Source organism: Variovorax sp. Soil_C_12 (genome assembly GCF_057657375.1).
The window spans coordinates 44,748-67,710 of record NZ_JBDGIO010000014.1 but is presented as its reverse complement, the minus strand read 5'-3'; the positions used below and the strand labels follow the sequence as shown (position 1 = coordinate 67,710).

Below are 22,963 nucleotides of genomic sequence, written 5' to 3'. Positions count from 1 at the left end.
CCCCTTCCCCCGCGACCCCACAAATTCATACAGGAGACATCACCATGCAACGCCTTTCCTTCCTCAAGCTCGCCCTGTGCAGCGGATTGCTCGCAGCCGGCCTCGCCGCCCACGCCCAGGTCACCAAGATCCGCTTTTCCCATGCCGGCCCCGAAACCGCATCGCAGCACCAGGCCGCGCTGGAATTCGCCCGCCTGGTCAAGGAACGCAGCAAGGGCCAGCTCGAAGTGCAGGTCTATCCCAGCAGCCAGCTGGGCAACGACTCGACCACGCTGGGCGCGGTGCGCGGCGGCACCATCGACATGATGATGGCCGGCAGCGGCAACTTCTCGGGCCTGGTCTCGAAGTTCGAGGTGCTCGACATCCCCTTCCTGTTTCGCGACCCGGCGCATGCCTATGCCACGGTGGACGGTGAAGTGGGTCAGCGCCTCATGAAGGACCTGGAGGCCCACGGCCTCAAGCAGCTCGCCTTCTGGGAAGTGGGCTTTCGCTCGATCACGACCAAGAACCGGCCGGTACGCACGCCCGAGGACGTCAAGGGACTGAAGATCCGGACCATGGGCAACCCGGTCCATATCCAGGCCTGGAAGCTGCTGGGCAGCAACCCCCTGCCCATGCCGCTGGGCGAGCTCTACCAGGCCCTGGAATCGGGCGCGGTGGATGCACAGGAACACCCGGTGGACATCACCTATGCGGCCAAGTTCTACGAGGTGCAGAAGCACCTGACGCTGACCCGGCACGCCTTCACCGCCATGCCGGTGGTCTACAGCAAGCAGAAGTTCGACGCGCTCAAGCCCGAGCTGCAGAAGGTGCTGCTGGACAGCGCCAACGATGCCAAGCTGCTGCAGCGAAACACCAACCAGAAGAACGAGGCCGGCATCGTCGCCGACCTGCGCAAGCAGGGCATGTCGGTGATCGAGAGCTACGACCCCGCGCCCTTCAAGGCCATCGTGGGCGATGTCGTGCGCAAGGCCTACGTGACCAAGAACGGCCCCGAGCTGCTTGCTGCGGTGGATGCAGTCAAGTAAGCGCCCCAGCCAGGAGCTCCCGATGAAACCCGATCTGCTCACGCGCGCCGCGCAGTGGCTGCTGATCGCCCTGCTCGCCGTCATGGTGGTGCTGGTGTTCGGCAATGTCGTGCTGCGCTATGCCTTCAATTCCGGCATCGTCTTTTCCGAGGAAGTGTCGCGCTTCGTCTTCATGTGGCTCACGCTGATCGGCGCGCTCGTGGTGATGAAGGACAAGGCCCACCTCGGCATGTCCAGCCTGGTCGACCGCCTGGGCGAGACCGGCCAGCGCATCTGCCGCTTCGCCGCCGATGCGCTGACGCTGGGCTGCTGCCTGCTGCTGGCGCACGGCGCCTGGAAGCAGGTGGTGATCGGCATGGGCGACCACGCGCCCGTGACCGGCGTGCCGCTGGGTCTGGTCTACCTGTGCCTGGTGGTCAGCAGCGCCGGCATGGCCCTGTTGCTGGCGCATTCGCTCTGGCGCCAGCTGGCCGGGCGCATGACACGCGAAGAGCTGGTGCCGCAGAGCGTCAGCGCCGGCGAGTGAAGGAGGACGCGACATGACCATCTCCATCTTCCTCTTCTCCCTGCTCGGCGCCATGGCGCTGGGCACGCCCATCGCCTTCGCGCTGCTGGTGTGCGGCGTGGCGCTGATGATCCATCTCAACAGCTTCGACACGCAGATCCTGGCGCAGAACCTGCTCGAGGGCGTCAACAACTATCCGCTGATGGCGGTGCCCTTCTTCATGCTGGCCGGCGAGCTGATGAACGCAGGCGGGCTGTCGCGGCGCATCGTCGCGGTGGCCGAAGCGCTGGTGGGCCACGTGCGCGGCGGCCTGGGCTATGTCGCCATCATCGCCTGCGTGGTGGTCGCCAGCATCTCCGGCTCGGCCGTGGCAGACACGGCGGCCGTGGCCGCGCTGCTGATCCCGATGATGCGCGCCGCCGGCTACGACGTGCCGCGCGCCTCCGGCCTGATCGCTGCCGGCGGCATCATCGCGCCGGTGGTTCCGCCTTCCATCGCCTTCGTGGTGTTCGGCGTGGCGGCCCAAGTGTCGATCACGAAGCTGTTCCTGGCCGGCATCTTTCCGGGCCTCATGATGGCCGCCGCGCTGGCGTTCACCTGGTGGCTGTGCGCCAAGAAGGAGCCCGGCGCGGCCGCCCGGCGATTCGATGCGCGCAAGCTCGCCGTGGCGATGGCCGACGGCGTCTGGGCCTTGGCCTTGCCGGGCGTGATCATCGGCGGCATGAAGTTCGGCATCTTCACGCCGACCGAGGCCGCGGTGGTGGCGGTGGTCTATGCGCTGCTGGTGGGGCGCTTCGTCTACGGCGAGCTCAAGTTCGAGCGGCTGCCCGAGCTCATGCTGTCGGCGGCCAAGACCTCGAGCACGGTGATGTTCCTGGTGGCCTGCGCGCTCGTGTCGGCCTGGCTCATCACCATCGCCGACATCCCGGCCCAGGCGACGGCGATGCTCGAGCCCTTCATGGGCAACAAGATCCTGCTGATGTTCGTGATCATGATCCTGGTCATCGTGGTCGGCACGGCGCTGGACCTCATGCCCACGGTGTTGATCCTCACGCCGATCCTGATGCCGGTGATCACCAAGGCCGGCATCGACCCCGTCTACTTCGGCGTGATGTTCATCATGAACAACGCGATCGGCCTGCTGACGCCACCGGTCGGAACGGTGCTCAACGTGGTCGCGGGGGTGGCCAGGACCCCACTGGACGCCGTGATCAAGGGGGTCTGGCCCTTCCTGCTGGCGCAGACGGTGCTGCTGTTTCTGTTCGTCCTGTTTCCGCAGCTGGTCATGGTGCCGGCCAGCTGGTTCCGCTGATCCCTGAAAGCCACGCAATGCCCGACCCCGAAATCCTGTTGCTGGTGCAGAAATGCGCCCATACCTTCAGCTTCTACAACCTGGGCACCGGCCAGGCCGAGAAGCACATCGTGCTGCCGAACTTTCCGCACGAGTTCGCGGTGGACACGGTGCGCAAGCGCGCCTACGTGGGCCACTATGGCATCGAGACCGCCAGCCACCTGGGCGAGCCGGGCGGCCACTCGGTGTTCGTGATCGACCTGGAAGCCCGGGAGCATGTCGCCACGCTCGACATCTGGCCCTTCCATCGCCCGCACGGCCTGACGGTGGACGCACAGGGCCGCCTGTACGTGATGTCGGAGGCCCACAACACGCTGCTGCGCTTTTCCGACCCGGTCAACCGCCATGTGCCCGACCTGGCCGTACCCTCGGGCGGCTACAAGACGCACCTGTTCGCATTGACGAAGGACGCGCAGACCGCCTATGCGCTCAACCTGCTGTCGAACACCGTCACCAAGATCAGGCCGCACGATCCCACCTTCACACCCGTGGCCATGGTGCCGGGGCCGGTACCCGAGGGCAACGTGCTGTCGGCCGACGAGTCGCTGCTGTACGTGGCGAACCGCGGCGACGACACCATCGTCGCCGTCGACACGGCCAGCATGGAGGTGGTTGCCTCGGGCAAGACGCGGCGCGATCCGAACCGCGTCTACCGCAGCACCGACGCCCGGGGTCGCGATGTGCTGCTGACCACCAACTCGGGCGAGCAAAGCCTCTCGGTCTTCGGCACCGACCTGAAGGAGCAGCGCTGCATCGAGCTGCCGGCCAACCCGCTGGCGCTGTCGCTCCATCCCGGCGGACGGGCGGCCTGGATCTCGTTCCAGGACCAGACGATCCGGCGCCTCAATCTGGAAAGCTTCGAGTTCGAGCAGCAGATCGCCACGTTGCGCGAGCCCGATTCTTCGCTCGTCTGGATTCACTGACATGCCGCGCATGGCCATCGTGGACGCGCACCACCATCTTTGGGACCTGTCGCGGGGGCGCTATCCCTGGCTGCAGCAGGCGTACGACCCGCAGGCCTTCTTTCTGGGCGACCATGCCGCGCTGCGCCGGGACTTCCTGCCTGCGGACTATCGCGCCGCGAGCGCCGGCGTCGAGGTGCTGGCGACGGTACACGTGGAGGCCGAGCGCGGCCGCAGCGAGCAACTTGCAGAAACCGCCTGGCTGCACGAGATGAACGCCGCGCACGGATTTCCCCATGCCGTCGTCGCGCATGCCTGGCTCGACCGGCCGGACACCGAGCAGTGCCTGCTCGGGCAGCTGCGCTATCCGCTGGTGCGCGGCATCCGCAGCAAGCCGGTGACGTCTGCGGCGCCAGGGCAAAGCGTGGCGGGCCAGCCGGGGAGCATGCAGGACGAGGCCTGGCTGCGCGGCTTCTCGCTGCTGGAGAAACACGGGCTGAGCTGGGACATGCGGGTGCCCGCCTGGCACCTGCCCGAAGCGGCCACGGTCGCGGCCATGTTTCCGCGGGTGCCGATGGTCCTGAACCACCACGGCTTTGCGTGGGACCGCAGCGAGGAAGGCCTTGCGCGCTGGCGTGGCTGGATGGAAGTGCTCGCGCGCCAGCCGAACGTGCACGTGAAGCTCTCCGAATTCGGCCTGCGCGACCAGCCCTGGGATTGGGATGCCAACGCGCGCATCGTGCGCGACACGCTGGCGATCTTCGGCTGGCAACGCTGCATGTTCGCCAGCAACTTTCCCGTTGCGGGCCTGCGCATCGATTTTCCGCAGTTGGTGCGGGGCGTCTGGCGCATGTTGGACGGCCTCGCACCCGACCAGCAGCAGGCCGTGATGAGCGGCAACGCGCTGCGCTTCTACCGCATCGACCTTCCACCCCCTTCCGATTCGAACGCATGAACAACTTCGACAACCTGATCAACGGCGAATGGCGCGCGGGCGCCAGCTACAGCCCCAACACCAACCCGAGCAACCTGGAAGACGTGCTGGGCCACTACGCCCAGGGTGACGCCGTGCAGGTCGACGAGGCCGTGGCGGCCGCCACCGCGGCCTTCCCGGGCTGGTCCACCGGCAGCGTGCAGGCACGCAGCGATGCGCTCGACAAGATCGGCAACGAGATCCTCGCGCGCAAGGAAGAGCTGGGCACGCTGCTGGCGCGCGAGGAGGGCAAGACCCGCGCCGAGGGCATCGGCGAGGCCACGCGCGCCGGCCACATCTTCAAGTTCTTCGCCGGCGAATGCCTGCGCCTGTCGGGCGAAGTTCTTCCCTCGGTGCGCCCGGGCATCGGCGTGGAGATCACGCGCGAGCCGGTGGGCGTGGTCGGGCTCATCACGCCGTGGAACTTCCCGATTGCGATCCCCGCCTGGAAGATCGCGCCGGCGCTGGCCTTCGGCAACTGCGTGGTCTTGAAGCCCGCGGACCTGGTGCCCGGCTGCGCCTGGGCGCTGGCCGAGATCATCAGCCGCTCGGGCATCCCGGCCGGCGTGTTCAACCTGGTGATGGGCCGCGGCAGCGTGATCGGCAATGCGCTGGTCGACCATCCCGGCATTCATGCCATCAGCTTCACCGGCTCGGTCGGTGTGGGCCGCGGCATCGCCGTGGCGTGCGCGACGAAGGGCAAGAAGGTGCAGCTGGAGATGGGCGGCAAGAACCCGCAGGTGGTGCTGGACGATGCCGACCTGAACCAGGCGGTGGAGCTCAGCGTGCAGAGCGCCTTCTATTCCACCGGCCAGCGCTGCACCGCATCCAGCCGGCTGATCGTGACCGAGGGCATCTACCCGAAGTTCATCGAGGCGATGAAGGCGCGCATGGCGAAGATCAAGGTCGGCGATGCGCTGGCGCAGGGCACCGACATCGGGCCGGTCTCCAGCGAGAGCCAGCTGCGCCAGGACCTGGACTACATCGAGATCGGCCAGGGCGAAGGCGCCACGCTGGCCGCGGGCGGCGATCGGCTGAAGCTGGCGACCGAGGGCTTCTACATGTCGCCGGCGCTGTTCAGCGAGTCGGTGGCGAGCATGCGCATCAACAAGGAAGAGATCTTCGGGCCGGTGGCGAGCGTGATCCGGGTGAAGAACTACGAGGAGGCGCTGGCGACGGCCAACGACACGGAGTTCGGGCTGTCGGCCGGCATCGCGACGACCTCGCTGAAGTACGCGACGCACTTCAAGCGCCACAGCCAGGCGGGGATGGTGATGGTGAACCTGCCGACGGCGGGGGTTGACTACCACGTGCCCTTCGGCGGGCGCAAGGGGTCGAGCTACGGGCCGCGGGAGCAGGGGCGGTATGCGCAGGAGTTCTTTACGGTGGTGAAGACGGCGTACACGCTGGCCTGAAGCGAATGACGTGAATCCGGAATGAGCCCCATGGACACCCCCATCGACATCATCGACGAACGCCTGCGCCCCGTCGTCGAGGGCGCACGGCTCGAGAGACTGTGGACCGGTGCCCAGTGGAGCGAAGGGCCTGTATGGATGCACGAGGACGACGCCGTGCTCTGGAGCGACATCCCGAACAACAGGATGCTGCGCTGGTCCGCGCCAGACGGGATGACCGTATGGCGCACCGGCGTCGAATTCACCAACGGCCACACCCGCGACCTCGACGGCGACCTGCTCCACTGCTCGCACGGCTTGCGCGCCATCGTGCGCACGCGCGTCTCGGCCGGCGGCGTGCGCGCCGATGCACCCGACGAGGTCGTGGTCGACCGCTATCTCGGCAAGCGCCTCAATTCGCCCAATGACCTCGTGGTGAAGCGCGACGGCACGATCTGGTTCACCGACCCGCCCTACGGCATTGCCAGCGACCGCGAGGGTCATTGCGCCGAGCGCGAGCAGCCCGCCAACTTCGTGTTCCGCTTCGATCCGGCAAGCGGCCGCCTCGACGCGATGACCGATGCCGTGCAGGAGCCAAATGGCCTGGCCTTCTCGCCCGACGAATCGCGGCTCTACGTGAGCGACACCTCGGCTGCGATGCGCTCCGACGGCAGTGGGCGCCATCACCTGATGGTGTTCGATGTGCGCGACGACGCGCTCGCGAACGGACGCGTATTCGCCGAGGTCAACCCCGGCCTGCCCGACGGCTTTCGCCTCGATGCCCAGGGCTGGATCTACACCAGCAGCCTCGACAGCGTGCAGGTCTACCACCCCGACGGCAGCCTGCTCGGCAAGATCCACGTGCCCGAGAAGGTGGGCAACCTCTGCTTCGGCGGTGCGCGACGCGACCAGCTCTACATTGCGGCGAGCAGCTCGCTCTATCGAATCGTTCTTCGTACCGAAGGAATCCAGCGTCCATGACACAAGACATCCTGCTCCTGGTGGAAAAGTGCAGCCACTGCTTGAGTTACTACGACATCGCGAGCGGCGAACGGCTGCACAGCATCGCCCTCGAAGAATTTCCGCACGAGTTCGTGGTGGACGCTGCGAAGCGCTTTGCCTACGTCGGCCACTACGGCGTCGAGACATCGGGCCACCTGGGCCACGGCGGCACGCGCATCTTCCAGATCGACATCGCGGCGCGCAGGCTCGCGCGCACCATCGACATCGCCCCTTTCAACCGGCTGCACGGCATGCAGATGGACCAGCAAGGCCGCCTCTATGCGCTGAGCGAGGACCGGGCGCAGCTGGTGGTGCTCGACCACCCCGAGACCGACACCGCGCCGCGGCGCGCCGTGCCCACCGGGGGCATCAAGAGCCATCTGTTCGCGCTCACCCGCGACGGGCAGACGGCCTACGTGATGAACCTGCTCTCGCATACCGTCACCAGGATCCGGCCGCACGACGCCACGGTGGCGCCGGTGCCCTGCTCGCCCGGCGAGAAGCCCGAGGGCCATGCGCTGTCGGCCGACGAGAAGACGCTCTACGTCACCAACCGCTGGAGCAACACGCTCGCGGTCATCGACACCGCCACCATGAAGGTGCTGCGCGAAGCGCCCTCGCGCGAGGACCCGACGCGCCTCTTTCTCCACCGCGACGGGCGGCTGGTCGTCACCAACTATGGGGAGCGCAGCCTGTCGGTGGTCGATCCGGCGAGCCTGGAGGAACTGGCCCACATCCCCATGGAGGCGCGCCCGATCGCCTTGAGCTTCCATCCCACTCGGCCGCTCGCCTTCGTGAGCCAGGACAACGACCAGCTCGGCTACTTCAACATGGAGACGCTGGCCTTCGAACGCTTCATCGGGACGCAGCGCGAGCCGGACGTGTCATGCGCGGTGCTGCTGTGAACGGCACGGCGTCCGCAGCCCGCGTGCTGCGCATCGAGGCGCTCAGCAAGCGCTTCGGCGGCACCCAGGCCGTCGACGATGTCTCGCTGGACCTCCACGCCGGCGAGATCCTTGCGTTGCTGGGTGAGAACGGCGCCGGCAAGTCGACCCTGATCAAGATCCTGGCGGGTGTCTACAGCCAGGACAGCGGCAGCGTCGCGCTGCACGGGCGTCCCGAGGCCGAGTGGCGTGCCGCGCCGCGCGAACGGCAAGGCATGGCCTTCATCCACCAGGACCTCGGCCTCGTCGAATGGATGACGGTGGCCGAGAACGTGGCGCTCGGCATGGGCTTTCCGCGCCGGCTCGGGTTGATCGACTGGAGGCAGGTCGAGCGCAACGCACGCCGCGTGCTCGGGCATGTCGGCTGCGACATCGATCCACGGCGACGCGTCTTCACGCTGACGCGTGCCGAAAAGTCGCTTCTCGCGATCGGCCGCGCGCTCGACGCCGACGCCCGGGTGCTGGTGCTCGACGAGCCCACCGCCAGTCTGCCGATGGCTGACGTGCAGCGCATGTTCGCGCTGCTGCGGCAACTGCGCGAGCGCGGCGTGGCGATGATCTACGTCTCGCACCGGCTCGACGAGATCCTGGACATCTCGGATCGGGCCGCGGTCATGCGTGACGGCAAGCTGGTCGGCACTCGCATCACGGCGCAGGCGAGCGCCGCGGAGCTGGTCGAACTGATCGTCGGCAGCAAGTTCGACGTCTCGCTGCCCAAGGCCCGCGGCGACGGCACCGAGACCGTGCTGGCGCTCGACGCGGTGTACTCGGCCAATGCCGGCCCGGTCACGCTGAAGGCGCGCCGCGGCGAGGTGCTGGGCCTGATCGGGCTGCGGGGTGCCGGGCACGAGGCGATCGGCCGCCTGCTGTTCGGGCTGTCCGCACTGGAGCGGGGCCGCATCGTGCTCGCAGGCCAGGCGGTGGCGCCCCGCAATCCTGCACAGGCGATCCGGCTCGGCATCGGTCTGGTGGCGGCCGACCGGCTGGAGGAGAACCTCGGCGGCAGCCTCAGCGTGCAGGAGAACCTGTTCCCCAATCCCGCGCTGACGCTCGGCACCCTGATGACGCGCCTGGCTCCGCACGAGGAGTCGATCGAGGCGCAGCGCCTGATCCGGCAGTTCGACGTCAATCCCCCGGCGCCACAGGCCGAGGTGCAGAACCTCAGCGGCGGCAACCAGCAGAAGGTGGTGCTGGCGCGCTGGATGAACCTGAAGCTGCCGCTCCTCATCCTGGAAGAGCCCACCGCAGGCGTCGACGTGGGCGCCAAGCGGCAGATCTACGAGATCCTGCGCCAACAGGCCGACGCCGGCGTCTGCGTGCTGGTGATCTCCACCGACTTCGAGGAAGTCGCCAACGTGTGCACGCGCGCCATGGTGTTTCGCGGCGGCACGGTGGCATGCGAACTGGACGGTGCCGCGCTCAACGTCGCCGGATTGCTGGTCGCCGCGGCGGGCGGCGACGAGCCGGCAACACGATTCAAGAACTCCACAACGCAAGAGGCAATCGCATCATGACCACTTCCATCAAGGCCACTGCGCTCGAACCCGATCCGTCCTTCGACGCCAGGGTTTCGGGCCTGCTGGGCCGCATCGGCCGGCAGGCGCCGGTCTACGGCCTGCCGGTGCTGACGCTCGGGCTGATCGTGCTGTTCTCCATCCTGCTGCCGCACAGCTTTCCCACGCTGTTCAACCTGCGCTCGATCCTCAGCGACAAGTCGGTGATCGCGCTGCTCGCGCTCGCCGCCACCATCCCGATGATGACCGGCAAGATCGATCTCACGGTCGGCTACGGCATCGTGCTGTGGCACATCCTCGCGATCAGCCTGCAGACCCATTTCGGGCTGCCCTGGCCTGTGGCGGTTGCCGTGGTGCTGCTGTGCGGAGCGCTGTTCGGCGTTCTCAACGGCGTGCTGGTGGAGCAGGCGCAGATCGACTCGTTCATCGCCACGCTGGGCACCGGCACCGTGCTGTACGCCATCGCGCTGTGGCACAGCGGCGGGCGGCAGGTGATCGGCAGCCTGCCGGACGGATTCGTCAACATCGCCGGCGCGGAGTTTCTAGGCCTGCCGGTGACGGCGTTCTACGTGCTGGCCGTGGCCGTCGTGCTCTGGCTGGTGAGCGAGCACACGCCGATCGGCCGTGCGCTCTACGTGATCGGCTCCAACCCGAAGGCGGCCGTGCTCAACGGCATTCCTTTGCAGAAATGCGTGATGGGCGCCTTTGTCGCCTCGGGCACGCTGTCGGCCTTCGCGGGCGTCGTGCTGGCGTCACGGCTGCAGATCGGCCAGGCCGGCGTGGGGCTCGAGTTCCTGCTGCCGGCGCTGGTCGGCGCCTTCCTTGGGTCCACCACCATCCGGCCCGGCCGCGTGAACGTCTGGGGCACGCTGGTCGGCGTGGCGATCCTCGCGGTGGGCATCTCGGGCATCCAGCAGTTCGGCGGCGCCTTCTTCGTCGAGCCGCTGTTCAACGGCGTCACGCTGCTGGTGTCCATCGGCATTGCGGGCTATGCGCAGCGCAAGCGCGGCCAGTCGATCAAGCGCCGCATCGCCGAGCAGCAGATTGCATCGCATCCGGGCGTCGCACCGAAGCTGCCCTTGGAGTCTTGAGTTCCGTTTCAACCCCCAACCACAACCAGGAGACACCCATGAAAACATCCCTCCATGCAGCGATGCGGAGCGCCCGCCGCACGGCGCTCGCCGGCGCATTGGCCGCGACCCTTGCGAGCCTCTGCGGCCACGCAATGGCAGACGACTTCCTCGCCTTGGCCAAGCAGAAGGTCGCCGCCGCGACGGCACCGAAGAACAAGTGGGATGGCCCCACCACCGGGCCCAGGGCAGCGGCCGACAAGACCCTCGTGTTCGTCGCCTCCGACATGCGCAACGGTGGCGTGCTCGGCGTCTCCAAGGGCGTGGAAGAAGCCGCCCGGGCGATCGGATGGAAGGTCCGCGTGCTCGACGGCCAGGGCACCGTGCAGGGCCGCACCGCCGCCTTCAACCAGGCGATGGCGCTCAAGCCGGCCGGCATTCTGCTTGGCGGCTTCGACGCCAAGGAGCAGGCCACCAACGTGAAGAAGGCCGCCGAGAGCAAGATTCCGGTGGTCGGCTGGCATGCCGCGAAGGAAGCCGGCGCGGTCGACGGCATGTTCTTCAACGTGACGACGAGGGCGCAGGACGTCGCGGAGATCGCGGCGCTCTATGCGGTCGCAAAGTCGGAGGGCAAGGCGGGCGTGGTGGTGTTCACTGATTCGGCCTATGCGGTCGCGATCGCCAAGTCCAACGCGATGGCGGACGTCATCAAGAAGTGCGCCGGCTGCACTCTGCTCGGCGTCGAGGACACGCCACTGGCCGACACCTCGACCCGCATGCCGCAATTGACGACCTCGCTGATCCAGCGTCACGGCGCCAAGTGGAGCTATTCGCTCGGCATCAACGACCTCTATTTCGACTTCATGGGCCCTACCCTGCAGTCGGCCGGCGGCAGCGCGAAGGCGCTCCAGAACCTTTCGGGCGGCGACGGCTCGGAGTCTGCGTACCAACGCATCCGCAACCAGCGCTTCCAGGCCGGCACCGTGCCCGAGCCGCTCAACCTCCATGGCTGGCAGATGGTCGACGAAGTCAACCGTGCGCTCGGCGGCCAGCCGCCCAGCGGCTACTCGACGCCGGTGCATCTCGTGACGGCCGACAACATCAAGAGCGACGGCGGACCGAAGAACAGCTTCGATCCGGACAACGGCTACCGGGACGCCTATCGGAAAATCTGGGGCAAGTGATTCGTCCGGGCCTTTGGCGCAGGCCCGCGAGCGACTAGACCGGTTCTATGGCATTGCGTCGCGCACCGTTGCTTCGCAAAGCACGCCACGAGCGAGCGGAACCATTGGTGTGCAGGGTGCATGCGATGGACGCGGCGCTGCAGTCGATGGTCGCAAGGCGTGCAGGATCGATCAATCCGGGCGCGACCTACACCGACCGCGTGAAGAACTCGCTCGAGACGGAATCGCGCCTGACCGGCAAGCCCGAGGAAGAGCTGCTGAAGGCCAACGAGGCCCGGGTCCCGCTCGGCCGCTACGCGCACCCCCATGAAATTGCCAACGCCGCCGTCTTTCTCGTGTCGGACTGTGCCAGCTACGTCACGGGGGCACTCATCACGATGGACGGCGCGCTGACGCCGATGGTGGTCTAGCCGGAGCTGAGCATGGGCACCAGCGTTCCGCCGATGGCATCGTCGATGCCGCGGTGAAAGCGCAACACCCCGTGTTCGAGCCGGCCCAGATGAAAGTCCGTGTTGGCACCACTGGCCAGGCCGCGCTGGATCGCCACCGCGGTGGCGATGTCCTCCTGCTGAAAGACCGTCTGCTCGATGAGCTGGAAGGTCTTCTCCCAATGGGCATTCCAGTCTTCGCCGGTGCGATCCGGCGGAATCAGCATGGTGTGAACCCAGCGGACCTGGTCCACCGCCGGCGAGAACATGCCGATCAGGCTCACGTAGTCGGGGTGCCAGATGAGGAATGTGTTCGGAAACACGAGCTGTGTCGGCGTGGCCAGCTTGCACAGGGCGTAGCGGTCTGGCGGCGGCGAGAAGGCCTCGAAGGCGGCTCGCCGCGCCACCAGCGAGTCCTGGTGCGGCCCTGCATGCAGGTTGACCGTGTACGCATCGGCAAAGAAGGGATAGATCGTCTCGCGATGCAGCACGCGGATGTGATAGCCCTCCAGGAAGGCATCGACGGTAAGCTTCCAGTTCGCGGCGTGCACGCGATCCACCTTGCGGAACACGGTCATCCCGGGCAAGCCCATCCAGTGCAGGTGCGCGTCCAACCCCTGCAGGAATGCCGCTGCCGAGAACGCCTCGCCGGGCTTGCGCTTGACGAAGATCAGCCCGCCCGCCTCGTCGCACGGGAGCTCGACCAGGTTCAGCGTGGCCGGGTCGAAGCCCTCGAAGGTCTGCGCGTGCAGGCGATGCCGCAGCCGCCCATCGAGCTCGTAGGTCCAGGCGTGGTACGGACACACGAGCGCCTTGCAGGCCTTGGCCTTGGCCGGCTCGGGCCCGTCGGCGCTGACCAAGGCCATGCCGCGATGCCGGCAGACGTTCAGGAAGGCGCGCGCGCGGCCGTCCGCCGCCCGGGTCAGGACGATGGGGACGCCCAGGGCGTCGAAAGGCAGTGCCGATTCTTTCGCAAGCTCGGCGCTGTGGGCAGCGACGATGGGCCACTGGCCGAACAGCGACGCCTGCTCTTGCTGCCAATGCGCAGGGTCCGTGTAGCGGCGAGTGGAAACCGTACCCACCTCTTCGCCCTCCTCTCGCGTGCCGGTGAGCCGGGCCTGGTCCAGACGATGGACCAGATCGGCCAGCGTGGCGGGCATCGGGGTGGTGCTCGGATTGCTCATCTTGATCGCTTCCCTTCCGTGGAGAGTCACTCGCTTGCCCCATGGTCGCGGACGCCCGCAGGGTGAACCAAGAGGTGAGCATCAGCTTAAGCCCGATGCGTGCGAGGCGTGTTCAGGTTCTGCGCCGGAGGCGATTGCGGGGCGTATGCACGCGGGATGTTCAGGTTTGCGCCACCCGCAGAGGGCGGCTTGCAGCAGCCGCTGCGAACCCCGAAGATCCCTGCATGAATTCGATCGTGAAGCCTCGCCGCAGACCCTTGCAGTCGCGCGCCTGGATGACCACCGGCGCAATCCAGGATGCCTTCGTGCTGCTGCTGGTCGAGCGCGGCTACGAGAAGGTCTCGATGCGCGACATCGCAGGCGTCGCGGGCGTAGGCCTGGGGACCCTGTACCTGTACTTTCCCGGAAAGGACTCCATTGCCGCGGTTACCGTTCGCAGCTGGATGCGCAAGCAGGCCGCGATCCTCGCGCAGGCGGCCGAGGCGCCGGCTCCACGCACGATCGAGCAGACGATCCGCGCGATGGTGGCAGCGCACGTGCACGACCTGCTCGGTCATGCCGACGAATGGCGTGCGCTCTTGTTCGTCGAGCGCCGCCTCTCCTCACCCGAAAGCTATCGCGAGATCTACCGCGAGTTCGTGGGCCTGTTTCACGATGCGCTCGTCGCGTCTTCCGACTGGCCGGCGGCGCTCGATCCGCGGCGTACCGCGTTCAACGCGTTTGCGATCATCGACGCCATCGTCGAGCAGGCCTTGCTGGTGCAGGACGTCTGCCCCGGCACTGAAGAACTGGTGCGCGACGTGGAGTGTGCGGTCGCAGGCTACATCCGGGCAGCGCAAGAGAGCGACGTGATTTCCGGACGGACGGCACCGAGGCGACAGGCGCGAGCGGTCGTCAGCTCGTGATGCCGCGCTTGCGCGCACGGTAGGCCAGCTGGGGACGCGTGACACCCAGCACGCGCGCCGCTGCGGAGAGGTTTCCCCCGCATTGCTCCAGCGCACGGCGTATCAGCGCCTCTTCCGCTTGCCCCAATGAGCCGGCGCCGTGCCCGCCCTCTGCCACGGGGCGGTTTGCAGGCGTGGCCCGCGGAGGCGAGGCGCCGGCCGCGCCGGCCAGGTGGCCATCCGGTCGAACCGACAGCACGTTCTTGTCCAGCGTCTCGCCGCTGGTGAACAGGTGCTGAACTTCGATCAGGCTCCCCTCGGGGACGACGATCAAGGCGCGTTCGATCAGGTTTTGCAGTTCGCGGATGTTGCCGGGGTAGTCGTAGTTCAGAAGCGCCTTGACGGCAGCTTGCGTGAAGCCGGCGACCTGCCGGCCATGCTTGCGGCCGTAATGCTTCAGGAAATGGCTCATCAGGAGCGGCACGTCATCGCGCCGCTCGCGCAGCGGCGGCAGGTGAATGGGAAAGACATTGAGCCGGAAGAACAGGTCGTCGCGAAACTTGCCCTCGCGCACGGCCTGGCGCAGATCGACGTTGGTGGCCGCGATGACGCGCGTGTCGACCCGGATGCTGCGCGTGCCGCCCACGCGCTCGACCTCGCCCTCCTGCAAGGTGCGCAGCAGCTTGCCCTGGGCCGCGTAGCTCAGCGTGCCAATCTCGTCCAGGAACAGCGTTCCGCCATGGGCGCGCTCGAAGCGTCCCGGCCGCGCCGCGCCGGCGCCGGTGTAGGCGCCGCGCTCCACGCCGAACAGCTCGGACTCGACCAGCGTCTCCGGAATGGCCGCGCAATTCACCGCGACGAAGGGCTTGTCGCGCCGCGGGCCGATGCTGTGCAGCATGCTGGCAAACCTTTCCTTGCCGACGCCGGACTCGCCGGTAAACAGCACGGTGGCCGTGGTCGGCGCAACGCGGTGCAACAGGTGGCAGGCCGCGTTGAATGCCGATGACGCACCCACCATCGCGTCGCTTCCGCGCGGTGGCGTGGGCAACTCCGCGGCCTGCGGCGGCGCACTGCCGTACTGCGACACCCCGACGAAGTCGCGCGCACGCAGGTAGCGCATGTCTTCTTCCACGTCGTCCCAGCGCTCCGCCGATTTTCCGATCACGCGGCAATGGCTCTCCCCCATCGAGCGGCAGGCGACTTCGCGGAACACCACCAGCCGCCCGAACAGCGTGCTGACGTAGCCGGTGGCATAGCCCACCTGCATCCAGCAGGCCGGGGAGCCGCCGATGCCGTAGGCGGCGATGTGCTCGTCGTCCTCGCTCGAGTGGTGCCAGAGGAATTCGCCCTCGTAGTCCGAGGTCTCGGGGTCATAGCGCGCATGCACCAGCTCGACCTTCACCAGGCCTTCCAGGGCATGCAGGCGGGTGCCGGCCATGGCGGCCGCGGCCGGCTCGGCCTCGGGCCAATGCTCGCGCACCAGCTGCGCGTCGCGCGCGCCGCTGACGTAGCCCGCGCGCGTGAACAGGCCGCGGGCCTTCTCCTGGCCCAGGCTGTCGATGAGCTCGCGCCGCAGCGACCCCAGCGCCTCGGTATGCAGCAGCACCATGCGCTGATCCTGCAGCCAGATGCGGCCGTCGCCGGGCGAGAAGAACAGGCATTCGCTGATGTCGGCAATCGTCGGGTGCTCTTCGCTGCTCACATGCGAGGCCTCGAATCGGCTCATCGCACGCGCCACTTCGGCGCCGTCGAAACGGCCCAGCGCGGCGCCGGTGGCGCGCGCCACCTCGGCCAGCGAGATCCGCTCCGGGACGGGTGAGGCAGTGGCTTTGATCAATTTCGGGCTCATCGTTTGGTGAAAGCAGTGATCAATTTTTTGATCATTTCGTGAAAGCGTCGATCCGGGTAAACCAGTTACTCAAGATAACCATAAAGACCCCGGGAATTCACCTAGTCCCCCAATGAAAACCGGCGTCGCGCAGCGGCGTCGGGTCACCCCGCCGCGGCGCCGCTGGTACGCCCGTTGCGAAAAGAAGGCGCGCCGCGGGCATTTGCACCCGCGGCCAGCCGATCAACTTTTTCGCAAGGGGTGAGTCATGGGTGTTTCGGAGAAGCTGGCGTTCCTGGACGCGGCGGTCTGGGCCGGCAAGGTGTTCAACGGCGCCTGGGTCGCGTCCGCAGGCGGTGTGCGCGAGGTCGTCGAACCGGCCACGGGCCAGGTGATGGCGGCCATCGGCATCGCCGACGCGCAGGACGTGGGGCTGGCCACGGCCGCCGCAGCGCAAGCGCAGAAGAGCTGGGCGCAGGTCGCGCCGCGCGAGAAGGCCGCCGTGTTCCAACGGGCCGCGGCCTTGTTCCAGCAGCACTTCGACGAGTTGGCGCTTTACGTCGCCCGAGAGACCGGCGCCATCCTGCCCAAAGGCCAGCACGAGGTGCGCGAGGCCGTCACGCTGTGCCATCTGGCGGCGGCCATGCCGCTACAGGCGCAGGGCCAGATCCTGCCGAGCGCGAGCGGCACCACCAGCCTCGCGCGGCGCGTGCCGCGCGGCGTGGTGGGCGTGATCTCGCCCTTCAACTTCCCGCTCATCCTCACCCTTCGCGCCGTGGCGCCGGCGCTCGCGGCCGGCAACGGCGTGGTGATCAAGCCCGACTCGCGCACGCCGGTGAGCGGCGGCTTCATGATCGCCCGCGTGTTCGAAGAGGCAGGCCTGCCCGCCGGCCTGCTGCAGGTGCTGCCCGGCGACGCCGCCGCCGGCGAAGCCCTGGTGACCGATGCGCGCGTGCCGATGATCGCCTTCACCGGCTCGCCCGCCGTGGGCCGGCGCATCGGCGAGCTGGCCGGTCGTCATCTGAAGAAGGTAACGCTGGAGCTGGGCGGCGCCAACTCGCTGATCATCCTGGAAGACGCCGACCTCGACGTGGCCGCGAGCAATGCCGCCTGGGGTGCCTACCTGCACCAGGGGCAGATCTGCATGGCGACCAATCGGATCCTCGTGCACGAGAGCGTCGCCGCCGCCCTGACGCAGCGGCTGGTCGCGAAGGCCCAGCACCTGCCGGTGGGCGACGGCGCCAGCGGCCAGGTGGCCCTGGGGCCGCTGATCGACGCGAAGCAGCGCGACCGCGTACACGCCATCGTGCAGGACAGCATCGCGGCCGGCGCGCAGTTGCTGGCCGGCGGCAGCAGCGACGGCCTGTTCTACAAGCCCACGGTGCTGGCGGGCGTGAAGGCCGGCATGCGCGTGTTCGACGAAGAAGTGTTCGGCCCCGTCGCCAACATCATCGCCTTCAAGACCGACGAAGAAGCCGTGGCCCTGGCCAACGACCACCAGGGCAGCCTGGCGTCGGCGGTGATCTCGCCCTCGATCGGACGGGCCATGGCAATCGCCGCGCAGTTGAACTCCGGCATGGTCCACATCAACGACCAGACCGTCAACGACGAGTGCGTCAACCCCTTCGGCGGCCCCGGCATCGCCGGCAACGGCAGCAGCGTGGGCGGCCCGGCCGACTGGGAGGAATACACCCAGTGGCAGTGGCTGACCATCAAGCAGGCGCCGCATCCCTATCCGTTCTGAGTTTTATCGACTGAACCCACGAGGAGACATCCCATGCAGCAGCTTCAAGGAAAAACCATCGTCGTCACCGGCGTGTCGTCGGGCATCGGCGCCGAGGTGGTGCGCATCGCGCGCTTTGCCGGCGCCCGCGTCATCGGCATGGACCGCAACGACCCCAGCCTCACGCTCGACGGCTTCGTCAAGGCCGACCTGAGTTCCGCTGGCGCCATCGATGCGGCCGTGGCGCAATTGCCCGAGCGCTTCGACGCGCTGTGCAACATCGCCGGCGTGCCCGGCACGGCGCCCGTCAAGCTCGTCGCCGACATCAACTACCTGGGGCTGCGCCATCTGACCGAACAGACGCTGCCGCGCATCCCACGCGGTGGCTCCATCGTCAACGTGGCCTCCATCCTCGGCGCCGAATGGGCGCAGCGACTGGCGCCGCACAAGGCGCTGGCCGCCGCGCAAGGCTTCGAGGCCGGCGCCCATTGGCTGCGCGACCACCCCGTGCCGCAGGAGACCTGCTACCAGTACTTCAAGGAAGCGCTGATCGTCTGGAGTGCCACGCAGTCGCAGAAGTGGTTTCTGGAACACGGCGTGCGCATGAACTGCGTCGCGCCGGGTCCGGTGTTCACGCCGATCCTGGGCGACTTCGTGAGCATGCTCGGCCAGGAACGGGTGCAGGCCGATGCGCACCGCATGCTGCGCCCCGGCTTCGCCGACGAGATTGCGCCGGTGATCGCGTGGCTGTGCAGCGACGAGGCGCGCTGGATCAGCGGCGCCAACATCCCCGTCGACGGAGGGCTGGCATCGACCTACATCTGACCCGCCATCCACACAACAAATAGAGAGAGAGACGAGGAGACACAATGACATTCGCATCCCTTCCCTTCCGCCCGCGAGCGCTGGTCCTGGCCTGCTCCCTGGCTTGCGCCTTGCCGGCGCTGGCGATCGAGCTGGAGTCCAGCGACCCCGACGCCAAGATCCGGCTGGACTTCACGCCCAAGTACAGCCTGGCGTATCGGTTGAAGGACCCTTCGCCCACCCTCACCTCGCCCGGCGCGCGGGGCGACGGCGGCGTGGCCAACGAGAACGATGGCGACGCCAACTTCAGGAAGGGCGTGGTCTCCAACCGCTTCGACCTGCTGACCGAGTTCGACTACAACCACGGCAACTGGGGCCTGCGCCTGAGTCACGCGGCCTGGTACGACTCCAAGTACCTGGGCGCCAACGCCAACGACGGCTCGCTGGGCGTGAGCAACCAGCCGGGCCAGGCGCCCAACGAGTTCCTTCCCGCCACGCGTAGCCAGCACGGCCGCAGCGACCAGTTCCTCGATGCCTTCGTCTATGCCAAGGGATCGCTCGGCGACATGCCCGCCTCCATTCGCGTGGGCAAGCACGCGCTGCAATACGGTGAAAGCCTGTTCTTCGGCCAGAACGGCATCGCCGCGGCGCAAGGGCCGGTCGACATCGCCAAGATCGCCTCGGTGCCCAACTGGCAGTTCAAGGAAGTGCTGCTGCCGGTGGAGCAGATCTCCGGCACGCTGCAGCTGGCCGAGGGCGTGACGCTGGGCGGCTACTACCAGCTCAAGTGGCGGCCCAGCAAGATCCCCGGGGTCGGCAGCTACTTCTCCAACCAGGACTACATCGGCGGCGGCCGCGTGTACTTCGGCCCGCCGCTGCCGCCGGTGCTGGTCACCGACAACAGCAAGGACCAGAAGCCCGGCAACAGCGGCCAGTTCGGCGCGCAGCTGCGCTGGTCGCCGACCGGCAGCGCCTTCGAGTACGGCTTCTATGCGGCGCGCTACAACGACAAGACGCCGGCCGTGCCGGTGTTCGACCTGGTCAACGGCAACGCGCACACGGTTTACGCCAAGGGCATCAAGACCGTGGGCGCCAGCGTCACCTCGTCGATCGGCCAGCTGAACTGGGCGCTCGAAGGCTCGATGCGCGCCGACGCCCCGCTCACCAGCGACCCGGCCGTGCTGGGCGGCGCGCCTTTCATGCCGCCAATCAATTGCAATGGCACGGCGGCGAATCCGTGCTATGCCATCGGCAAGACGGCCCACCTGAACCTGTCGGGCATCTACGTGCTGAAGAAGTCCGGCCTGTGGGACGGCGGCGTGGTGCTGGCCGAGCTGGCGTGGAACCGCGTGATGAGCGTCACCAAGAACCCGGCCACGACCGGCTTCGGCGGGCTGGACCCCAACACCACGCGTTCGGCCGCCGCCTTCCGCATGATCTTCGAGCCGCAGTACTTCCAGGTGCTGCCCGGCCTGGACCTGTCGATCCCGATGGGCCTGGGCTACAACTTCGGCGGCCGCTCCTCGGCGATCTTCAATTTCGCGGGCGGCGCCTCCAACGCGGGCGACGTGACCCTCGGCATCAAGGGCAAGTACCAGAACACCTGGAACATCGCCTTGAGCTACACGGCCTTCTTCGGCAACGAGAACACCTTCACGGTCGCCGACGCGCGCACGCCCACGCGCATGTTGTCCTTTGGCCAGACGCTGAAGGACCGCAACTACCTGTCGCTCAGCGTCTCCCGCACTTTCTGAAAAAACCATCGAGACACACCATGATGCAGACCGCAAAACAATCACTGCTGCTGGCCGCCCTGCTGGCGTCCGCCGTTTCGGCCCAGGCCGCCGTCAGCGCGGACGAGGCCGCCAAGCTCAAGTCCACGCTGACCCCGGTGGGCGCGGAGAAGGCCGGCAACAAGGCCGGCACCATCCCCGCCTGGGACGGTGGCCTCGCCAAGGCGCCGCCCGGCTACAAGAACGGCGACGCCAGGCCCGACCCGTACGCGGACGAGAAGCCGGTGCTGTCGATCAACGCCAAGAACATGGCGCAGTACGCCGACAAGCTGACCGACGGCGTGCAGGCGCTGATGAAGAAGTACCCCGACTTCCGCATCGACGTCTATCCCACGCACCGCAGCGCGGCGGCGCCGCAATCGGTGTACGACAACACCTTCAGGAACGCGACGCAGGCCAAAACGGTCGATGGCGGCCACGGCGTGGAAGGCGCCTGGGGCGGCATTCCGTTCCCGATTCCGAAGGACGGCTACGAGGCGATCTGGAACCATCGCCTGGCGTGGAAGGGCGGCAACTACGCCATGCCCGTGCGCGTGTGGGTGGTGACCTCCGACGGCCGGCGTGCAATGGCTTCGGGCGGCGTGCAGACGGTGCGCCAGGCCTACTACGACAAGGACGGCAGCGCCGACAAGTTCGACGGCTACTACCAGTTCGGCAAGTTCCTCGTGACCGAGCCCGGCTCCAAGGCCGGCGAGGCCATCCTGGCGCACGACGGCATGAACGAGTCGGTGCCGCGCGGCCTGTGGCAGTACCTGGTGGGCCAGCGCCGCGTGCGCAAGGCGCCCTCGGTCGCCTACGACACGCCCGACTCGGTGACCTCGGGCATCGGCCTGTTCGACGAAGCCTTCAATCTCTTCGGCCCGATCGACAAGCACGAGCTGAAGCTGCTGGGCAAGAAGGAAATCTACATCCCCTACAACAACAACCGCGCGGCCGCCGCCAAGGTGGACGAGCTGGTCACGCCCAACACGCTCAACCCGGCGCAGGTGCGCTGGGAGCTGCACCGCGTGTGGGAAGTGGAAGCCACGCTGGCCGCCGGCAAGCGCCACGTGGTGCCCAAGCGCAAGTACTACATCGACGAAGACTCCTGGCAGATCGTGCTGTTCGACGGCTGGGACGCCAACGGCCAGCTGTGGCGCACCAACTATTCGCTGATGCTCACCGCGCCCGACATCCCGGCGGTGACCAGCTTCGTGCTGTGGGGCGGCTATGACATGCAGACTGGCGCCTACTACCTGAACATGGCCTCCAACGAACTGCGCAAGCAGTACGAGGTGCTGGCGCCGATTCCGCGCACCTTCTTCAGCCCGGAAGCGCTGGCCAACGAGGGCTTACGCTGATGGCCGCTGCGGCATCCAACGGGCTGACACGGCGCGCCGCCGTGGCGGGGCTGGCCGCTTGTGCGCTGCCCGCGCTGCTGCCGGTGCGCGCGCGTGCGGCACCCACCGCATCGGCCGCGCCCGCGGTGCTGTCGTCGCCGGCGGTGCTCACACCCAAGGCGCTGGGCGCTGCCATGCTGGCCGTGAGCCGTGCAGGCACGCGCCTGGTGGCGGTGGGCGAACGCGGCACGGTGCTGCTGTCGGACGACCACGGCGCGCACTGGGCACAGGCCCGGGTGCCGCTGCAGGCCACGCTCACCAGCGTGTGCTTCGTCGATGAGCGCACCGGCTGGGCGGCGGGCCATCTGGGCACCCTCCTGCGCAGCGATGACGGCGGGCAGAGCTGGCAGATGCAGCTCGATGGCCTGGCCGCGGCGGCTTTGATCGAAACGGCCGCGCAGCGCACGGGCGATGCCACCGCGATCAAGCAGGCGCGGCAACTGGTGAGCGAGGGCGCGGACAAGCCCTTCTTCGACCTCGAGTTCACCGACGCGGAGTGCGGCTTCGCCATCGGCGCGTATGGCCTGATGTTCGCCACGGCAGACGGCGGCCGCAGCTGGGAGCCCTGGCTCGGGCGGCTGCCCAACCCCAGGAGCCTGCACCTGTACGGCGTGCGCGCGGCCGGCGGCACGCTGGTGGTCGCCGGCGAGCAGGGCCTGCTGCTGCGCTCCGTCGATGGCGGCGCCAGCTTCGCGCCGCTGCCTTCGCCCTACAAGGGCAGCTTCTTCGGCCTGCTGCGCACGCGTGGCGGCGCGCTGGTGGCCTACGGCCTGCGCGGTTCGGCCTTTCGCTCCGGCGACGATGGCGCGCACTGGGACAGGCTGGACAGCGCCACGCCCTTGACCGTGGCCGCGGGCACGGCCTTGCCGGGCGGCGGCTTCGCGCTGGCGACGCAGGCCGGCGATCTGCTGCTGGCGCGGCACGACACGGCCGCGCTGCGCCGCATCCCCTCGCGCGAGCCCGTGCCGGTGGCCGGCATCGCCGTGGCCGCTGACGGCGCCCTGGTGCTGGCCAGCCTGCGCGGCATGCGCCGGCTGCCCGCGCTGGCGCTCGACTGACAAAAAGAACCGCTT

Annotated in this window: 20 protein-coding genes and 2 pseudogenes; 19 read left to right on the top strand and 3 right to left on the bottom strand. The window is 67.9% G+C overall.

Annotation, left to right across the window (positions count from 1 at the left end):
• Positions 1 to 44: 44 nt before the first annotated feature.
• The 12 genes from AC3A6X_RS28585 (at position 45) to AC3A6X_RS28530 (ending at position 12,277) form a co-directional block, all read left to right on the top strand.
• Positions 45 to 1,028, top strand: a complete 984-nt coding sequence (locus AC3A6X_RS28585) for a TRAP transporter substrate-binding protein (RefSeq protein WP_487845321.1) — start codon at positions 45 to 47, stop codon at positions 1,026 to 1,028.
• A 22-nt stretch (positions 1,029 to 1,050) separates the two neighbouring features.
• On the top strand, positions 1,051 to 1,554 hold the full coding sequence (locus AC3A6X_RS28580) for a TRAP transporter small permease (RefSeq protein ID WP_487845320.1): 504 nt from the start codon (positions 1,051 to 1,053) through the stop codon (positions 1,552 to 1,554).
• Positions 1,555 to 1,567: 13 nt separating this feature from the next.
• Positions 1,568 to 2,845 carry a TRAP transporter large permease gene (locus AC3A6X_RS28575; protein WP_487845319.1) on the top strand — a complete coding sequence of 426 codons (1,278 nt, stop codon included), beginning with the start codon at positions 1,568 to 1,570 and terminating at the stop codon, positions 2,843 to 2,845.
• A 17-nt stretch (positions 2,846 to 2,862) separates the two neighbouring features.
• A complete protein-coding gene (locus tag AC3A6X_RS28570) occupies positions 2,863 to 3,807 on the top strand; it encodes a YncE family protein (RefSeq protein WP_487845318.1) in 945 nt (314 codons plus the stop codon).
• 1 nt (position 3,808) lies between these two features.
• The gene (locus AC3A6X_RS28565; RefSeq protein ID WP_487845317.1) at positions 3,809 to 4,741 is read left to right on the top strand and encodes an amidohydrolase family protein; all 933 of its coding nucleotides are present in this window, start codon (positions 3,809 to 3,811) and stop codon (positions 4,739 to 4,741) included.
• Positions 4,738 to 6,174: an aldehyde dehydrogenase family protein gene (locus AC3A6X_RS28560; RefSeq protein ID WP_487845316.1), complete on the top strand. Its 1,437-nt coding sequence runs from the start codon at positions 4,738 to 4,740 to the stop codon at positions 6,172 to 6,174. The genes AC3A6X_RS28565 and AC3A6X_RS28560 overlap by 4 nt, the downstream gene beginning before the upstream one ends.
• A 30-nt stretch (positions 6,175 to 6,204) precedes the next feature.
• The gene (locus AC3A6X_RS28555) at positions 6,205 to 7,134 is read left to right on the top strand and encodes an SMP-30/gluconolactonase/LRE family protein (protein ID WP_487845315.1); all 930 of its coding nucleotides are present in this window, start codon (positions 6,205 to 6,207) and stop codon (positions 7,132 to 7,134) included.
• Positions 7,131 to 8,060, top strand: a complete 930-nt coding sequence (locus AC3A6X_RS28550; RefSeq protein ID WP_487845314.1) for a YncE family protein — start codon at positions 7,131 to 7,133, stop codon at positions 8,058 to 8,060. The genes AC3A6X_RS28555 and AC3A6X_RS28550 overlap by 4 nt, the downstream gene beginning before the upstream one ends.
• The gene (locus tag AC3A6X_RS28545; protein WP_487845313.1) at positions 8,042 to 9,613 is read left to right on the top strand and encodes a sugar ABC transporter ATP-binding protein; all 1,572 of its coding nucleotides are present in this window, start codon (positions 8,042 to 8,044) and stop codon (positions 9,611 to 9,613) included. The genes AC3A6X_RS28550 and AC3A6X_RS28545 overlap by 19 nt, the downstream gene beginning before the upstream one ends.
• Positions 9,610 to 10,704, top strand: coding sequence for an ABC transporter permease (locus AC3A6X_RS28540; protein ID WP_487845312.1), 1,095 nt, complete (start codon positions 9,610 to 9,612; stop codon positions 10,702 to 10,704). The genes AC3A6X_RS28545 and AC3A6X_RS28540 overlap by 4 nt, the downstream gene beginning before the upstream one ends.
• Before the next feature lie 38 nt (positions 10,705 to 10,742).
• Positions 10,743 to 11,867 carry a substrate-binding domain-containing protein gene (locus AC3A6X_RS28535; protein ID WP_487845311.1) on the top strand — a complete coding sequence of 375 codons (1,125 nt, stop codon included), beginning with the start codon at positions 10,743 to 10,745 and terminating at the stop codon, positions 11,865 to 11,867.
• A 107-nt stretch (positions 11,868 to 11,974) separates the two neighbouring features.
• Positions 11,975 to 12,277, top strand: coding sequence for an SDR family oxidoreductase (locus tag AC3A6X_RS28530; RefSeq protein WP_487845310.1), 303 nt, complete (start codon positions 11,975 to 11,977; stop codon positions 12,275 to 12,277).
• Here the strand turns inward: AC3A6X_RS28530 and AC3A6X_RS28525 are convergent.
• On the bottom strand, positions 12,274 to 13,479 hold the full coding sequence (locus AC3A6X_RS28525; RefSeq protein WP_487845309.1) for an aromatic ring-hydroxylating oxygenase subunit alpha: 1,206 nt from the start codon (positions 13,477 to 13,479) through the stop codon (positions 12,274 to 12,276). The two genes, AC3A6X_RS28530 and AC3A6X_RS28525, sit on opposite strands and share 4 nt — an antisense overlap.
• Before the next feature lie 275 nt (positions 13,480 to 13,754).
• Here AC3A6X_RS28525 and AC3A6X_RS28520 point away from each other — a divergent pair, with 275 nt between their 5' ends.
• On the top strand, positions 13,755 to 14,384 hold the full coding sequence (locus tag AC3A6X_RS28520; protein WP_487845308.1) for a TetR/AcrR family transcriptional regulator: 630 nt from the start codon (positions 13,755 to 13,757) through the stop codon (positions 14,382 to 14,384).
• Here AC3A6X_RS28520 and AC3A6X_RS28515 read toward each other — a convergent pair.
• Entirely contained in the window at positions 14,374 to 14,835 is a 462-nt protein-coding gene (locus AC3A6X_RS28515) for an AAA-type ATPase lid domain-containing protein (RefSeq protein WP_487845432.1), read from the bottom strand. The two genes, AC3A6X_RS28520 and AC3A6X_RS28515, sit on opposite strands and share 11 nt — an antisense overlap.
• Here AC3A6X_RS28515 and AC3A6X_RS28510 point away from each other — a divergent pair.
• A pseudogene (locus AC3A6X_RS28510) lies at positions 14,800 to 14,988 on the top strand (hypothetical protein); the annotation flags it as partial. The gene AC3A6X_RS28515 and the pseudogene AC3A6X_RS28510 overlap by 36 nt on opposite strands.
• On the opposite strand, the pseudogene AC3A6X_RS28505 reads toward AC3A6X_RS28510, so the two are convergent.
• A pseudogene (locus AC3A6X_RS28505) lies at positions 14,926 to 16,089 on the bottom strand (sigma 54-interacting transcriptional regulator); the annotation flags it as partial. The pseudogenes AC3A6X_RS28510 and AC3A6X_RS28505 sit on opposite strands and share 63 nt — an antisense overlap.
• A gap of 370 nt (positions 16,090 to 16,459) precedes the next feature.
• On the opposite strand from AC3A6X_RS28505, the gene AC3A6X_RS28500 reads away from it, so the two are divergent.
• The 5 genes from AC3A6X_RS28500 to AC3A6X_RS28480 are packed head-to-tail and all read left to right on the top strand — an operon-like array spanning position 16,460 to position 22,948.
• Positions 16,460 to 17,935: a benzaldehyde dehydrogenase gene (locus AC3A6X_RS28500; protein ID WP_487845307.1), complete on the top strand. Its 1,476-nt coding sequence runs from the start codon at positions 16,460 to 16,462 to the stop codon at positions 17,933 to 17,935.
• 33 nt (positions 17,936 to 17,968) lie between these two features.
• Entirely contained in the window at positions 17,969 to 18,739 is a 771-nt protein-coding gene (locus tag AC3A6X_RS28495; protein ID WP_487845306.1) for a coniferyl-alcohol dehydrogenase, read from the top strand.
• Positions 18,740 to 18,783: 44 nt separating this feature from the next.
• Positions 18,784 to 20,472, top strand: a complete 1,689-nt coding sequence (locus AC3A6X_RS28490; protein ID WP_487845305.1) for a DUF1302 domain-containing protein — start codon at positions 18,784 to 18,786, stop codon at positions 20,470 to 20,472.
• Positions 20,473 to 20,492: 20 nt separating this feature from the next.
• Entirely contained in the window at positions 20,493 to 21,851 is a 1,359-nt protein-coding gene (locus tag AC3A6X_RS28485; protein WP_487845304.1) for a DUF1329 domain-containing protein, read from the top strand.
• The gene (locus AC3A6X_RS28480; protein WP_487845303.1) at positions 21,851 to 22,948 is read left to right on the top strand and encodes a WD40/YVTN/BNR-like repeat-containing protein; all 1,098 of its coding nucleotides are present in this window, start codon (positions 21,851 to 21,853) and stop codon (positions 22,946 to 22,948) included. Before AC3A6X_RS28485 ends, AC3A6X_RS28480 begins: the two co-directional genes overlap by 1 nt.
• Positions 22,949 to 22,963: the final 15 nt, after the last annotated feature.